Source organism: Saccharothrix isguenensis, assembly GCF_052936305.1.
Genome location: NZ_CP193626.1, coordinates 3,445,314 through 3,459,580, shown reverse-complemented (window position 1 = coordinate 3,459,580; position 14,267 = coordinate 3,445,314). Strand labels below are relative to the sequence as shown.

At 72.4% G+C, this 14,267-nt stretch carries 16 protein-coding genes; 9 read left to right on the top strand and 7 right to left on the bottom strand.

Translation table 11 applies throughout. From position 1 onward, the window contains the following. Window positions 1–32: 32 nt before the first annotated feature. Entirely contained in the window at window positions 33–320 is a 288-nt protein-coding gene (locus ACRAKI_RS16015) for a hypothetical protein (protein ID WP_447007880.1), read from the top strand. Window positions 321–386: 66 nt separating this feature from the next. Here ACRAKI_RS16015 and rpmF read toward each other — a convergent pair whose 3' ends face one another. Genes rpmF through mrf form a run of 3 tightly spaced genes read right to left on the bottom strand, consistent with a single transcriptional unit; the run spans window position 387 to window position 1,892 of the window. Next, window positions 387–548, bottom strand: coding sequence for a 50S ribosomal protein L32 (gene rpmF, locus ACRAKI_RS16010; protein WP_447007879.1), 162 nt, complete (start codon window positions 546–548; stop codon window positions 387–389). A gap of 1 nt (window position 549) precedes the next feature. Next, on the bottom strand, window positions 550–801 hold the full coding sequence (locus ACRAKI_RS16005; RefSeq protein WP_053715060.1) for a type B 50S ribosomal protein L31: 252 nt from the start codon (window positions 799–801) through the stop codon (window positions 550–552). Then, window positions 798–1,892 (bottom strand): ribosome hibernation factor-recruiting GTPase MRF, encoded by a 1,095-nt coding sequence (gene mrf, locus ACRAKI_RS16000; protein WP_447007878.1) that lies wholly within the window; start codon window positions 1,890–1,892, stop codon window positions 798–800. Before mrf ends, ACRAKI_RS16005 begins: the two co-directional genes overlap by 4 nt. A 47-nt stretch (window positions 1,893–1,939) precedes the next feature. On the opposite strand from mrf, the gene rpmB reads away from it, so the two are divergent. From rpmB to rpsR, 4 genes are read left to right on the top strand one after another with little or no spacing between them, the layout of a single operon-like run. Next, window positions 1,940–2,179 (top strand): 50S ribosomal protein L28, encoded by a 240-nt coding sequence (gene rpmB, locus ACRAKI_RS15995; RefSeq protein WP_447007877.1) that lies wholly within the window; start codon window positions 1,940–1,942, stop codon window positions 2,177–2,179. After that, entirely contained in the window at window positions 2,179–2,346 is a 168-nt protein-coding gene (rpmG, locus tag ACRAKI_RS15990) for a 50S ribosomal protein L33 (RefSeq protein ID WP_447007876.1), read from the top strand. The genes rpmB and rpmG overlap by 1 nt, the downstream gene beginning before the upstream one ends. Further along, window positions 2,346–2,642, top strand: a complete 297-nt coding sequence (gene rpsN / locus ACRAKI_RS15985; protein WP_447007875.1) for a 30S ribosomal protein S14 — start codon at window positions 2,346–2,348, stop codon at window positions 2,640–2,642. The genes rpmG and rpsN overlap by 1 nt, the downstream gene beginning before the upstream one ends. A gap of 5 nt (window positions 2,643–2,647) precedes the next feature. Then, window positions 2,648–2,881 (top strand): 30S ribosomal protein S18, encoded by a 234-nt coding sequence (gene rpsR, locus ACRAKI_RS15980; RefSeq protein WP_447007874.1) that lies wholly within the window; start codon window positions 2,648–2,650, stop codon window positions 2,879–2,881. 83 nt (window positions 2,882–2,964) lie between these two features. On the opposite strand, the gene ACRAKI_RS15975 is transcribed toward rpsR, so the two are convergent. The 3 genes from ACRAKI_RS15975 to ACRAKI_RS15965 form a co-directional block, all read right to left on the bottom strand. Next, window positions 2,965–4,824, bottom strand: coding sequence for a glycoside hydrolase family 15 protein (locus ACRAKI_RS15975; RefSeq protein ID WP_447007873.1), 1,860 nt, complete (start codon window positions 4,822–4,824; stop codon window positions 2,965–2,967). Further along, a complete protein-coding gene (nhaA, locus tag ACRAKI_RS15970) occupies window positions 4,817–6,079 on the bottom strand; it encodes a Na+/H+ antiporter NhaA (RefSeq protein WP_447007872.1) in 1,263 nt (420 codons plus the stop codon). Before nhaA ends, ACRAKI_RS15975 begins: the two co-directional genes overlap by 8 nt. A 251-nt stretch (window positions 6,080–6,330) precedes the next feature. Continuing rightward, on the bottom strand, window positions 6,331–6,882 hold the full coding sequence (locus tag ACRAKI_RS15965; protein ID WP_447007871.1) for an anti-sigma factor antagonist: 552 nt from the start codon (window positions 6,880–6,882) through the stop codon (window positions 6,331–6,333). Between the two features lie 420 nt (window positions 6,883–7,302). Here ACRAKI_RS15965 and ACRAKI_RS15960 point away from each other — a divergent pair, with 420 nt between their 5' ends. Both ACRAKI_RS15960 and ACRAKI_RS15955 read left to right on the top strand, forming a co-directional pair. Next, entirely contained in the window at window positions 7,303–7,854 is a 552-nt protein-coding gene (locus tag ACRAKI_RS15960; RefSeq protein WP_447007870.1) for a DUF3040 domain-containing protein, read from the top strand. A 184-nt stretch (window positions 7,855–8,038) separates the two neighbouring features. Beyond that, on the top strand, window positions 8,039–9,412 hold the full coding sequence (locus ACRAKI_RS15955) for a glucose-6-phosphate dehydrogenase (RefSeq protein ID WP_447007869.1): 1,374 nt from the start codon (window positions 8,039–8,041) through the stop codon (window positions 9,410–9,412). A gap of 280 nt (window positions 9,413–9,692) precedes the next feature. Here ACRAKI_RS15955 and ACRAKI_RS15950 read toward each other — a convergent pair whose 3' ends face one another. Further along, window positions 9,693–10,586: an SDR family NAD(P)-dependent oxidoreductase gene (locus ACRAKI_RS15950; RefSeq protein WP_447007868.1), complete on the bottom strand. Its 894-nt coding sequence runs from the start codon at window positions 10,584–10,586 to the stop codon at window positions 9,693–9,695. Between the two features lie 77 nt (window positions 10,587–10,663). Here ACRAKI_RS15950 and ACRAKI_RS15945 point away from each other — a divergent pair, with 77 nt between their 5' ends. Together ACRAKI_RS15945 and ACRAKI_RS15940 are read left to right on the top strand one after the other, a co-directional pair. Next, the gene (locus ACRAKI_RS15945) at window positions 10,664–11,260 is read left to right on the top strand and encodes a TetR/AcrR family transcriptional regulator (protein ID WP_447007867.1); all 597 of its coding nucleotides are present in this window, start codon (window positions 10,664–10,666) and stop codon (window positions 11,258–11,260) included. A 44-nt stretch (window positions 11,261–11,304) separates the two neighbouring features. Further along, a complete protein-coding gene (locus ACRAKI_RS15940) occupies window positions 11,305–14,259 on the top strand; it encodes an ATP-binding protein (protein WP_447007866.1) in 2,955 nt (984 codons plus the stop codon). The last annotated feature ends 8 nt before the right edge of the window (window positions 14,260–14,267 follow it).

The following is a 14,267-nucleotide window of genomic DNA, read 5'->3' as shown; positions in this document are numbered from 1 at the left end:
TCGGAGACCGGCACTGCGAACGGAGTCGGGCGATGGACGAGAAGCGGGAACCGGTGATCGACGCCGAGATCGTCGAGAGCGTCGAGCACGAAGCGGCGCAGCCCGTGGTGCCTCCCGGCGACTACAGCGAGGACGGTGTGCCCAGCTTCGAGCACGTCCGCGACCGCATCGAGAGCCGGGTCGCCACGAGCATCGGCGCCGAGGAGCTCGCCGACGCCACCCCGGAGGCCAAGGTGGTCGAGGACCAGTTCGAGGCACGTCGGCAGGCCGGGCTCGACAAGCTCGAAGAAATCCGGCGCTCGATGCGCGGCGACGCCTGAGGACCCGCCCGGTCGGCACAGGGCGTCGCCGCGCCACCCCTGGTGGGGGTTCAAGGGCCTGACCGGTTACAACAGGCCTCGCCGGTAGGCCGCGACGAGTCGCCGGGGCACGGTCAGCTTGCGGCCGTCCAGGGTGGTGACCGGCACCAGCTGGGGCACCTCGGCCTTCCACCGCGAGCGGCGGTGGCGGGTGTTGCTGCGCGACATCTTGCGCTTGGGGACGGCCATGTCAGCGGTTCCTCTTGCCGTAGCGGCGGTTGAACTTCTCCACGCGGCCCGCGGTGTCCATGACCCTCTGGGCGCCCGTCCAGAACGGGTGCGAGTCCGAGGTGATGTCCACGGTGATCAGCGGGTAGGTGTTGCCGTCCTCCCAGTCGATCGTGCGGGTCGACGTGGCCGTGGACCGGGTCAGGAACGCCTTGCCCGTCGCCTGGTCCTGGAAGACCACCGGGTGGTAGTCGGGGTGGATGCCCTGCTTCACAATTCCTCCATCTCGTCGTGCCACTCGGCGAACGGGTCGACGAACTCCAGTTCGTCGATCAGCGCCAGTTCCTCGTCGGTCACCAGCGCCTCGCGCAGTGCCGCCGTGATCTCGCCCGGCGACGCGGACCTGGTGATGACCACCAGTTCCTGCGACCGGTCGCCGTAGTAGGGGTCCCAGACCGCCGACGCGGTCACCTGGCGTTCGGCGGGCACCTCGGACCAGTCGTCGACGGCCGCGAGCCACGGGCCGAGGTTGCCGACGTTGAGGCCGCCGCCGGCCGATTCCAGCCACAGCGCGACATCCGGCTGGCTGGCCACCCACACCCGGCCGCGGGTGCGCACGACGCCATCGAGCAGGACGTCGATCGCCTGGTGCAGCCGCATGGGGTGGAACGGGCGCCGTTCGGTGAAGTGGACGACGGCCGCGCCGTGGGCCGGCCGCAGCGGCGGCTGCCCGTGCAGCAGGGCGCCGAAGCCGTCGTCGAAACGGCCCCGGCGGGCGTCGTCGGGGATGGCGGCCAGCAGTTCCGGCACGTCCAACGCGTCCCGACGCCGCCGCGGCGCGAGCGGGGACAGCCTGTCCAGCACCGCGTCCAGCTCGGGATCGTCACCCGCGCCGGTCAGCACGATCGCGTCGGCGAACTCGGCCTGACCCACGACCACCTGCGCCACGGTGCGCTCGTCGCCCTCGGCCGCGCCCAGGCCGCGGTCGTCCATCGTGTCCTCACCGGTCGCGTCGGCGAGCCAGGTCTCGCGGTCCACCACGGTGATCACCGCTTCCACCCGCACGTCGACCTCGCGCAACGCGAAGCAGACGGCTTCCGGCTCCAGCGCCGGGTCCAGGTGCACGACCACCCGACCGCCCAGCCGCTCCACCAGCGGCAGGAGGTCCAGGCGCAGCGTGCACGAGACGCACCCGTGGGCCAGTTCGAGCACGGTCAGCCGCCCGTCGACCCAGCGGCGCACCACGCCCTGGGCGAGGTCGCGCAGGTCGTGGCGGACCAGCACCGATCCCCGCGATGCGCGCCAGACCTCCTCGGCGACGTCGTGCTGCGCCAGACCGGCCACCAGTAGGACCTCGGTTCCCATGTGGGCTAGCCTAACGGAAACGATTGTCGTTTCACACTGGAGGTAGCGTGTCGTCACGGCACTGCCAGGTCACCGGGCGCAAACCCGGCTTCGGCAAGCAGGTCTCGCACTCGCACCGGCGCACGTCCCGCCGCTGGCTGCCCAACACCCAGCGCCGCAGGTACTGGCTCCCCTCGGAGAACCGCCACGTCGTGCTGAACCTCTCGACCAAGGGCATCAAGACCCTCGACCGCCGCGGCGTCGAAGCGGTGGTCTCCGAACTGCGCCGCCAGGGGGTGAAGGTCTGATGGCCAAGTCCACCGACCTCCGGCCGATCATCAAGCTCCGCTCCACCGCGGGCACCGGCTACACCTACGTCACCCGCAAGAACCGCCGGAACGACCCCGACCGCATGGTCCTGCGCAAGTTCGACCCCGTCGTGCGCCGCCACGTCGACTTCAAGGAGGAACGCTGATGGCCAAGAAGTCCAAGATCGCCAAGGACCGCCGGCGACGGGAAGTCGTCGCCCGGTACGCCGAGCGACGCCACGAGCTCAAGGAGACCATCCGACTCGACCCCGAACGCCGCGACGAGGCCCTGCGCGCGTTGCAGAAGCTCCCCCGCGATGCCAGCCCCACCAGGCTGCGCAACCGCGACGTGGTGGACGGCCGGCCCAGGGCGTTCAACCGCGCGTTCGGCCTGTCCCGCATCCGACTGCGCGAGATGGCCCACCGCGGCGAACTGCCCGGCGTCAGCAAGTCGAGCTGGTGAGCCGGATGCCCAAGACCGAACGCGTGCCGAAGCGCCGGGTCAACCTCCTGCGCAAAGAGGGCATCACCGAGGTGGACTGGAAGGACGCGGCCCTGCTGCGGAAGTTCATCTCCGACCGGGGCAAGATCCGCTCCCGCCGCGTCACCGGCCTGACACCGCAGCAACAACGCCAGGTCGCCACCGCCATCAAGAACGCACGCGAGATGGCACTGCTCCCCTACCCCAGCCAAGGACGCTGACCGACCGGGTGTGCTCCGCCCAACCGGCGGAGCACACCCGGTCGCCGGAAAGGCCCCCGCCGCACCGAAGACCAGCGGAGAGGTCAGCCTCCTCCAGGTCCGCCCTCGCGGGCGGCGAGCCTGCGGGTCAGGTTGATGCCGGAAGCGATGACGCCGATGTGGCTGAACGCCTGGGGGTAGTTGCCCAGGAACGCGCCGCTGCCCGGGTCGATCTCCTCGGGCAGCAGCCCCAGGTGCCCGGCACGGGCGCACAGCGAGTCGTAGAGCTCCAGCGCCCGGTCCAGCTGTCCCTGCATCGCGAGGTTGTCCACGAGCCAGAAGCTGCAGAGCAGGAACGCGCCCTCGTGACCGGTAAGCCCATCCGGTGACCGTTCCGGGAGGTAGCGGTAGAGCAGTCCGTCACCCGCGCCGAGGTGTTCGGCGACGGCCCGGGTGGTGGCGATCATGCGGGGGTGGTCGGCGGGCACGACGCGGCGCAGGGGCAGCGTGAGCAGGCTGGCGTCGAGACCGCCTCCGCCGAGCTGCTCGGTCAACGAGCCGAGCCCGTCGTCCCACGCCTCGGTCAGGATGAGGTGCCGCAGCTCGGCGGCCTCGGCCTCCCACCCGTCCACGTCGGCGGGCAGGCCGTGCTTGCGGGCGAGGCGGGCGGCGCGGTCGAGCGCGACCTGGCAGAGGGCCACCGAGTAGGTGAAGGGCCGGCCGGGGCTGCGCACCTCCCAGATGCCGTGGTCGGGTTCGCGTGCCTTGGCCCGAGCGGAGTCGGCGAGCCCGGCGAGCCTCTGCCACAGGTGGGCGTCGAGCTCACCGCCCGCACCGGCCCACTGGTAGGCGCAGTCGAGGATTTCCCCGTACACGTCGTTCTGGGTCTGGTCGGCGGCCGCGTTGCCCCATCGCACCGGCGCGGAGCCGCGGTAGCCCGTCAACCCGGTGTCGAGCCGCTCCGCGGGAGGCTGCGTGCCGTCGATCGTGTACATCACGCGTGCCGTGCCGTCGCGTTCGACCGCGTCGAGCACCCAGGTGAGGAACTGCTCGGCCTCGTGCGGCAGGCCGATGCGGCGCAGCGCGTACACGGTGAAGGCCGCGTCCCTGACCCAGGTGAAGCGGTAGTCCCAGTTGCGCTCACCGCCGATCTCCTCCGGCAGGCTGGAGGTGGGAGCCGCGATGATCGCCCCGTTGGGCAGGTGGTCGAGCAGCTTGAGGGTCAGCGCCGAGCGGCGCACCAGGTCGCGCTGCGGGCCGTCGTAGCGGATCAGGGCGGCCCAGCGCCGCCACGCCCGGACCGTGTCCCCCAGCATGCCGGCGCGGTTCCGGCGCTCTTGGCGCGCCGAGCCCGGCGCCCACCGCAGCACCACGTCGACCTGGCTGCCCGCCTCCAGCTCCACGGCGCGATCGGGATCCAGCGGCCGGTCCACGGACAGGTGCAGTTCGACGTCGTCGCGGTCGTGGGGGCACAGGAGCCACCCACCGCCGGAGCGGCTGACCCGCGTCCCGCCTCGCAGGTCGACCCGTGGCCGCACCGACACCCTTCCGGACAGCACCCGGATGCGTCGCAGCAGCTCGCCGCGACCCGGTGACATCTCCGCCTCCAGGAGGGCGGACGAGTGCAGCAGGAAGGCGTCGCTGACCGCCGCGACACCGGTGGCGGTGCGCACGGTGGTCACCACCACGCCGGTGTCGGGCAGGTAGGACTGGTCGGCTTCGAGCACGTCCTGGGCCAACAACCCCACCCCGCCGCCGCGGCGGTGGTCGAGCAGCCCGCAGACCAACGGCGGCGCGTCGAACCGGGGCACGCACATCCAGGTGATCACCGCGTCGCGTCCCACCAAGGCGCAGCCCTCGCCGTCGCCGATGAGGGCGTGGTCGGCGATCGGCAGGTAGCCGTCCTCCGGCAGCAAGGGGCGCAGGCGCGTCCCGGCCTCGACGACCTCGGCCAACTCATCCATCCCCGTCACCCTTCACCTCGGAGTTCCCAGCCCGCCCGGTCGCGTCGGCGGCCGGAGCGCCGCGCCGGGTGAACGCGAGCAGCAGTCCGCTGCCGAGCACGGCCGCCGCGGCGCTGGCGGCGAAGATGCCCACCTTGGCCTGGGTGACCAGCGCCGCGTCGGTGTACGCCAGGTCGGCGATGAACAGCGAGACGGTGAAACCGATCCCCGCCAGCGCCGCCACACCCCAGACCAGCCGCAGGGGCATCCCCCTGGGCAGCACGCCGACGTTCAGCTTCAACGCCAGCCACGTCACACCACCGATCCCGACGACCTTGCCGACGAGCAGCCCGAGCGCGACCGACCACGCGACCGGGCTCCCGACCGCATCGCTCAAGGCACCACCACGCAGGTCCACCCCCGCATTGGCCAGGGCGAACAGCGGTACGACGGCGAACGCGGTGATCGGGTGCAGCCTGTGCTGGAGGGTGTCCAGGACGGCGCGACCGCCCACGGGTCGGGCCGGGGTCATCAGGCCCAGCACGACGCCCGCGATCGTGGCGTGCACGCCCGAGTGCAGCGTCGCGTACCAGACGAACACGCCCACCGGGACGTACGCCACCACCGAACCGATCCCGCACCGACGCATCACCGCGACCGCGGCGAGGCCGGCCACCGCCGCGAGCAACCACGCGAACTCGACGGTGTCGGTGTAGGCCACCGCGATGACGCCGACCGCGAGGATGTCGTCGACGATCGCCACCGACAGCAGGAACAGCTTCGCCCCGGCCGGGATCCGCGAGCCCAGCAGCGCGAGCACTCCCACGGCGAAGGCGATGTCCGTGGCCAGCGGGATGCCCCACCCCCGCGCCTCCGGGCCGCCGCCGACCAGCAGCAGGAACAACAGCGCGGGCAGGACCACCCCGCCCAGGGCCGCCAGCGCGGGCAGCGTCGCGGCGCGACGGTCGCGCAGCTCGCCCACCGCCAGCTCGCGCTTGATCTCCAGGCCGACGACGAAGAAGAACAGGACCATCAGCCCGTCGTTGACCCAGTGGCGCAGGTCCTCGGTCACCGCCGCCGGCCCCCAGCCGACGGTCGCCCGGAGGTGCCACAGCGCTTCGTACCCCGCTGCGGCGGGGCTGTTGGCCCACACCAGCGCGCCCACCGTGGCCAGCAGCAGCACCACACCACCGGCGGCTTCGTCGTGGATGAACCGGCGCAGAGGGTCCACCACGCGTCGCACCAGACCTGCGTCGGCTCCGGCGCGCTCGTCCACCAAACACCCTCCTATATAGCACTTGTCCTGCGAATCCGCACTTCGACGCCGGGCCACCGATGTCGAGCACGACACCGTCACAGGCCGGAGTATCCGCACGTCCACTTCTCAACCACGCCGAAGGCGATACCGCCTCCATGGAGTGAGTTCCGCCCACGAGAGGCACCACGCGGTCCTCACGGGCATCCACACCGGCCAACGCGAAGGTGTGCGGGAGGTCGGTGGACCGGCGCGCCGCTGCGATCGGGCACTCACCGCCCGCGTGCCGGCGCCGGGTCCGGCGCGATGGCCTCGGCGAGCGTGGACGTGACGTCGAACAACGCGTCCATGCCGGTGACGCGCAGGGGTCGCAGCACCCCGCGATGAGTGGCCACCACGCGCAAGGGCACCCCTCGATCGAGGCATTGCCGCTTGGTCGTGGCCAGCACCGCCAACCCTGCCGCAGAGAAGAGCCGCACTCCGGTCAGGTCGACCACCAACGGGTGCGGTCGGCGCACCGCGGCGCATCCCGCTCGCAGCGCCGCGGCCAGGACCGGCGCGGAGACGACGTCGATCTCACCGACGGCGCGCACCACGACCGCGTCGCCCGTTCGGGTGGCGACGCCGGTGGGTCGCGCCCGGGCGATCACCGAACCCCGCTTCTCCCCGCAGTCGAAGGCGGACACCTCGATGAGGGCCGGGACACCGCGACCGCATCCGCTGACGGGTCGGCCGACCGCGTCGGTGACGGCGAGGTTCGTGGACGCTTCCCGGACGGGAACCGAGTGCTCGTCGAGTGGGTCGTACGTGGGGTTCTGCCTCATGGACATGGTTCTCGCTCCGGTCGTCACCGCGCGTTGCCGCGCGTCGCGTGGTCAGGGATGCGTCAACCCTTTCCATGGGGGCAAATGTCCGTTTTCCTCCCTCGCAACGGTAGCGACGGACGGCCGTGACCGCAGGGGCCGCACCGGCACATGTGGACTACGCCCGGTTGCCGGAACCCGGCAACCACTCCGCCGGCAGGGGCAGCCGCCCGGTTCGGTGGTCAAGGTCGGAGGACTGCCGGGAGGTCTCCGACGCCTGCGGTCCAGGACGGGACAGAGCCCTTCGCTTGCCGGTGCCCGGCAGCCAACGGGCCGTCGTGACCGCTGGTCCCGGTCCTTTTGCGGATCGCTCGCGCGGATGAACATGGAAGAGCACCTGTTGCCAGGCGACGACAAGCCGCGCCCGGACGAGGAGCCGACATGCGATGGACGCTGTGGCTGGTGCTGGGCGGACTGCTGCTCGCGGCACCCGGTTCCCCACTCGCCGGCCGATGGGACCTGGTACTGCTCACCGCGCTCGCCGTCAGCCTGCTGTGTGCCGGATACGGCATGCGGCACCGCTACCGGGCGCAGTTGTTCTACCACCACGAGAACGAGGCGGAACCGCAGACCGCCCGCGCCACGGCCCGCACGGAGCACACCATGCTGAACCACGACGAACAGCGCCGCTTCCACGCGATCGAGGAGCTGTTGGAGAGAGAGGACCCGGAGTTCGCCGACCGCATTCGCGCGCTCAACCGCCCGGGCCACCCGGCCACCGGCTGGCTGACCGCGGTGGTCGTGCTCGGGCTGGTGATCGCGGCGATCGGTGTCCTGGCCGATCCGTCGCTGGTGGTGATCGGCATCCTGGTCTGGGCATCGGCCTTGGCCGTCCGAGGGCTCCTGACCGCACCACGACAGCCGCGCGCCGCGCGCCGATCCCCCGACGACGACGGACCGCCACCCGGCTCCGGCCGCAGCGCGGCGGTGTGACCGCTACCGCCGACCACACCGCCCAGGCGGCACTCCGGCGGGCGGAGGGCCACCCCCGTGCAAATGGCCTGACCACCACGGCGCGACCTCGACGGCAGCAAGCGATATTTAGCCCCGCCCCGACCGGGTAACCGGTGCGGCAGGAACCGTCGGACGTCAGTGGGCGAAGGGAATGGTGGATCGGATGGTGTTGCAGTCCCTCGTGGTGCTCGGCGCGTCGGGAGACCTCACAGGGCGGTACCTGCTCCCCGCCGCCGCGCGACTGCACGCCGCCCGCCTGCTCGACGACGAGTTCACCGTCATCGGCGTCGACCGGCACGACCTCGACGACGAGGGGTTCAAAGCCGCCGCACGGGAGCGCCTGGCCCGCCACGCGCCCGACCTGCCCGACGCCGAGGTGCGGTCGTTCACCGAACGCCTGCGGCACCGGACGGCCGACGTCACCGACCACCGGGACCTCGGCGCGGTCCTCGACGCGCTGACCGGGCCCGCGGCGGTCTACCTGGCACTGCCCAGCCACGTCTTCTACGACACCCTGCGCGCTTTGGCGCACCGTCCGCCACCGCCGGGGAGCAAGCTGGTGGTGGAGAAGCCCTTCGGCGCCGACCTCGCCGACGCGCGGCGTCTCAACGAGCTGATCCACGAGCGCTTCGACGAGGAGGACGTCTTCCGCGTCGACCACTTCCTGGCCAAGCAGACCGTCCTGAACATCCTCGGCCTGCGATTCGCCAACCGGATCTTCGAACCGGTCTGGAACGCGCTGCACGTCCGCGCGGTGGACATCGTGTGGGACGAGACGCTGGGCGTGGAAGGGCGCGGCGGCTACTACGACAACGCCGGCGCGCTCAAGGACATGATCCAGAACCACCTGCTGCAACTGCTGGCGCTGGTGGCCATGGAACCGCCCGTCAGCACGGGGCAACGCGACCTGCGCGACCGCAAGGTGGAGGCGCTGCGCGCGGTGCGCGCGCCCGAGCCCGACGAGATGCCGGCGAAGACGCGGCGTGCCCGCTACACCGGTGGCAGCGTGAACGGCGAACCCGTCCCGGCGTACGTCGACGAGTCCCAGGTGGACGCTTCCCGGTGCACCGAGACGTTCGCCGAAGTGGTGCTGGCCGTGGACAACTGGCGCTGGGCAGGCGTCCCCTTCCGGCTGCGCACCGGCAAGGCGCTCGGCGCCACCCGCCGCGAGGTCACCGTCCACTTCCACCCCGCGCCCCACCAGCCGTTCCCCGACGTCGCACCGCACAACACGCTGCGCTTCTCCCTCGACCCCGACAGCGTCGCCCTCGACGTCAACCTCAACGGCGCGGGCAACCCGTTCGACCTCGAACGCGCCGTGCTCGACGCCCGTTACCCCGCCCGGCAGCTGCCGCCGTACTCGCTGCTGCTCCAGGAGATCGTGCGAGGTGACCAGACCCTGTCGATCCGCGCGGACGAGGCCGAGGAGAGCTGGCGGGTGGTCGAACCGATCCTCCAGGCCTGGGCCGACCACACCGTCCCGCTGGAGACCTACCCCGCCGGCTCGAACGGCCCCGGTGACGCCGGACCGAGGTGACCAGGGAGTTGCGCCGATCTGCGCGTCCGAGTGACCGACCGGGTTCGGCGGTGGCCGTTCGCACACCGACGACACCACCATGGCCGGGGTGCACACCGAACGAGCTGAAGCCCTGGTGACACCGGCTGTGGCACACGATCAGGTCGAGCACGGTCACGGCCGCCCGCCCGGTGGGGCGGACGTCACGGGCCAACCCGGCGTGGACCGCACCTCGCGCCCGGCAGGAGCGTGCCCATCGACTACCAGGTCAACGGCTCCTCGTCGACCGCTCCGGGCACGTTCACGCCGAACGGCGGGTCGTGCGGCTGATCCCGCACAGCTCGTCGGCGGCGGCCCACAGCTCCTCCTCGCGCCGCTCGTCGTAGGACTCGGGCGATGACGGGACCACCTCGCCCCGGCTGAGGTAGGCACCGCTGTCAGCGGGGCGGGGACCTGCCATCGCCTCCGCCAGCAGCCGACCGGCGTCGGCCGGCCTGGTGGCGATCCGCGTGGCGGTCAAAGCCGTCGAGACCGCGTGGAACACGGCCTGACCGGCCCGGCCCGCCTCACGCGCCAGCCCCGTCCCCGGCACCAGGCCGGGGTTGTAGGAGTAGACGTCGACCTCCTCGGGCAGCCGGCGCCGGAGCGCGTGCACCAGGTAGATCACGCCGAGCTTGCTGGTGGCGTACGCACGCCTGCCCGCTCTGGCGCTGCCCTCCCCCGGCTTGGCCAGCTCGCGCGGGTCGTCCCAGCGCGGCGGCGGGATCAGGCCCATGCTGTTGTGCGCGCTGTCGTGCACGTCGCTGGCGACCACGACGATCCGCGCCGGGGCGGTGAAGCGGGGCATGAGCAGGTTCAGCAACAGGTGGTAGGCGAGCACGTTCACGCCGAAGGTCATCTCGTGGCCGTCCGCGGTGAGCTTGCTCGTGGTCGCCATCTGCAGGCCCGCGTTGCCCAGGAACCCGTCCAGCGGTCCCTCCACTTCGGACACCGCGCGCCGGATGTCGGCGAACGACGCCAGGTCGCACACCACCTCCGAGACGTTCCGGTTGCCGGTCTGCCGGACCAGTTCGGCGGCCAGGCCGGGCCTGCGGTTGAACACCAGCAGGTGCCGGTCCGGGTGGTGGCGCAGCAGGTGTTCGGCGGCGTGGCGGCCGAGCCCTCGGCTCGCCCCGGTCATCAGCGTGGTCCCCATGGTCGCTCCCGGTACGTAGTTCGAACTGGTACTGAGTACCGTACCGGACGCCGTGCCGCACCGCTATGCTGAGCCCCATGTCGGGACGGATGCCGCTGCGCGAGCGCAAGCAGCAGCGCGCGCGGGAACAGATCGTGGCGGCGGCGTTCGCGCTGTTCGCCGAACGCGGGTTCGCGGACGTCACGGTCGCCGACATCGCCGAACGGGCCGAGGTCGGCCGGACCACGTTCTTCCGGTACTTCGGCGACAAGCAGGAGGTCGCCTTCTCCAACGAGCAGGCGATCGTCGAGGAGCTGACCGAACGGCACCGGGCGCTGCCGCCGGTGCACGACCTGGCCGGCGCGATGGCGCAGCTCCGCGAGGTCGTGGTGGACCTGTGCCGGGTGTCGACCGTGGACCAGGAGCACTTCCGCGCGCACGAACGGCTGCTGCGGGACAACCCGGAGCTGCGTGACCGTTCGGCGCGGAAGTTCGCCAGGCTGTGCGCGCTCTTCCGGGACACCCTGCTCGAACGCGGCACGCCCGCCGAGGTGGCGGTCCTCGCGCCGCAACTGGCCGTCGCCTGCTACCGGGCCGGCAACGAACTCGCGTCCGGCGACCCCGCCGCGCTGCCCGGCGCGGTGGACGCCGCGTTCGCACAACTGATCGACCTGGGCTCGCCCGACATCCCCTGAACGCCGGCCCGGTGTCGGTGGGGTGGGCTAGGTTTCACCCTGCCATGCGACTCATCGGACGGGACCACCCAGCCGGGGTGCTGCGCGCCGAGATCGACCGCGCCACCCGGAGCCACGGTGGGCTGGTGTTGGTCGCGGGCGAGGCCGGGATCGGCAAGACCACGCTGGTGACGGGCGCGGCCGAGGAGGCGCGGCGGCACGGTGCGCTGGTGCTCGGCGGATCCTGCTGGGATTCCGACAGCGCGCCCGGCCACTGGCCCTGGGTGCAGGTGATCCGCGCGTTGCGCCGGGCCGCCACGGCCGACGAGTGGGCGGCGGCCGACCGGGGTCCGCTGGCGGTGCTGCTCGGCGAGGCGCCCGCGGAGCACAAGCCGGACGGCTTCGCGCTCTACGACGCGGTGACGACGGCGCTGGTGGCCGTGTCGCACCACCGACCGGTGGTGGTCGTGCTGGAAGACCTGCACTGGGCTGATCCGGCGTCGTTGCGGCTGCTGGAGTTCGCCGCGCAGCACACCTGGTTCGAGCGGCTGCTGCTGATCGGCACGTACCGCGACGCCGAGGTCGACGCCGTGGACCACCCGCTGCGGCCGGTGATGACGCCGCTGCTGAGCCGGGCCACGACGGTCTCGTTGACGGGTCTCGCACCGGCCGAGGTCGGCGAGCTGATCTCCCGCACGGCGGGCCGCGAGCCCGCTCCGGACCTGGTCGCCGAGGTGCACCTGCGCACCGGCGGCAACCCGTTCTTCGTGGAGCAGACGGCGCGGCTGTGGCACGGAGGCGGCTCGGTGACGGCCATCGCGCCCGGTGTGCGGGACGCGTTGCACCGGCGGCTGTCGCTGCTGCCCGTGCCGGTCGGCGACCTGCTGACCACCGCCGCCGTGCTGGGGCGCGAGTTCCACCGGAAGGTGCTGGCGGCGGTCGCGTCCCTGCCGGTGCCCGCCGTCGACCGGCTGCTCGACCAGGCGGCGCAGGCCCGGCTGGTGGTGGGGCTGGGCGGCGGCCGGTTCTCCTTCGTGCACGACCTGGTGCGCGAGACCCTGTACGACTCGCTGTCCGACCCGGCCGAACGGCACGCCGCCGTGATCCGCGAGTTGGACGGCGACCTGGCCGGCGAGGTGTTCCCGGCCGACCTGGCCCGGCACGCGCACCTGGCGGGCGACCTGGTGCCCGCCGACCGCGCGGTGGACGTCCTGGTCGCGGCGGCACGTGACGCGAGCAGCCGGATGTCGTTCGAGGAGGCCTCCGGGCACTACCGGCGGGCGCTCGCCCGTGCCGACACCCCGCGGCGGCGGATCGCGGTCGCGTTGGAGCTGGGCCACGACCTGTTCCACTGCGGCGAACCCGCCGAGGCGCGTCGGATCTTCGACGAGACCGCCACCACCGCGCGTGGGCTGGACGACCCGGAGCCGTTCGCCAGGGTGGCGTTGGCGACCTACCGGCTCACCGACCCGGAGGACGCGGGCGCCCGGTTGCTGCGCGAGGCGCACGCCCGGCTGATCGGGCCGCCGCCGGACGTGCCGCCGGAGGAGTTGGCCCGCACGATCAGCCTGCACGCCACCGAGGTGGCGCGGGGCGGTGGCGACGACGACGCGTTGACGACGGGCCTGTGGTCGGCGCACGAGACCGCGCCCGGTATCGCCAACGCGGAGCAGCGGCTGGCGTTGACGGAGGAGCTGATCTCCGTGTCGCGCCGCAGCGGCGACCACAACACGGAGCACTTCGCCGCCTCGTTCCGCTGGGTGGCCCTGGTCGAGCTGGGCGACCCGCGCTACGCGGAGCAGGTGACCGCGTTCGTGGCGCTGTCCGAACGGCTCGGGCTGACGAGGTTCAGCTTCTCGTCCGCCATCGACCAGTGCATCGTCTTCACCATGCAGGGCCGGTTCGCCGAAGCCGAGGCGATGCTGGCCAAGGCGACCGAGCTGGGCGCGAGCAGCCACCCCGGGTTCCGGCTGATGTACCTGCACCTGCGGTGGGCGCTGCTGCTGCCGCAGGGCCGGTTCGCCGAGCTGGACGAGCTGGCGGTGGAGATCGCGGCGAGCACCCACCCGTGCCCCGGGCTGCCGGCCGGGATCGCGGCGCTGGAGCGCGGCGACGTCGAGACGGCCCGCGGCCACCTCGACCGCCACTCCCCCGACGACCGGTACCAGCAGATGTTCGAGCCGCTGTGGCTGCGTTTCCACGCCCGGTTCGCGCTGGCGACCGGGGACCGCGAGGTGGCCGCCCGGGTGCGCGAGCAGTTGGCGCCGCACCGGGGCAAGTGGCTGGTGTCGTTGTACGGGTGCGACATCAGCGGCCCGGTCGACCTGTGGCTGGGCGTGGTGGACATGGTGCTGGGGCGGTGCGCCGAGGCGGTGGAGGAGTTGCGCGCGGCGCAGCGGTCGGCGGAGCGGCTGAACGCCCGGCCGTGGGCGGCGCTGGCCCGCCGTCACCTGGCCGAGGCGCCGGGTTCGTCGGCGACCGCCGAGCCGGACCCCTCGGCGCCCCGGGAGTTCCGCCGCGACGGTGACGTGTGGACGTTGACGTACGGCGGGTCCACGGTGCGGACGCCGGACTCGAAGGGCTTGCGGGACCTGCACGTGCTGCTGGGCAGGCCGGGTGAACCGGTGTCGGCCGTGTCGTTGCTCGCACCGGAGGCGGTGGCGTCCGCGCGGCTGGGCGGTGACCCGGTGCTGGACGACGAGGCGAAGTCCCGCTACCGGCGACGGCTGGAGCAGCTGGACGAGGAGATCGACCGGGCGTTGGACGACGAACGCGCCGCCGCCCTCGACCGCGAACGCGCCGCCCTGCTGGAGGAACTGCGTGCCGCCGCCGGCCTGGCGGGCCGCACCCGCAAGCTCGGCGACGAAGCGGAAAGGGCACGCAAGACGGTCACCGCCCGCATCCGCGACGCGCTCCGGAGACTGGACGCACGCCACCCCGGTCTCGCGGCCCACCTGCGGGAGACCGTGTCGACCGGGGCGACGTGCGTCTACTCAGGACACGAGCACTTCAAGCTGTAGGCCCGGGC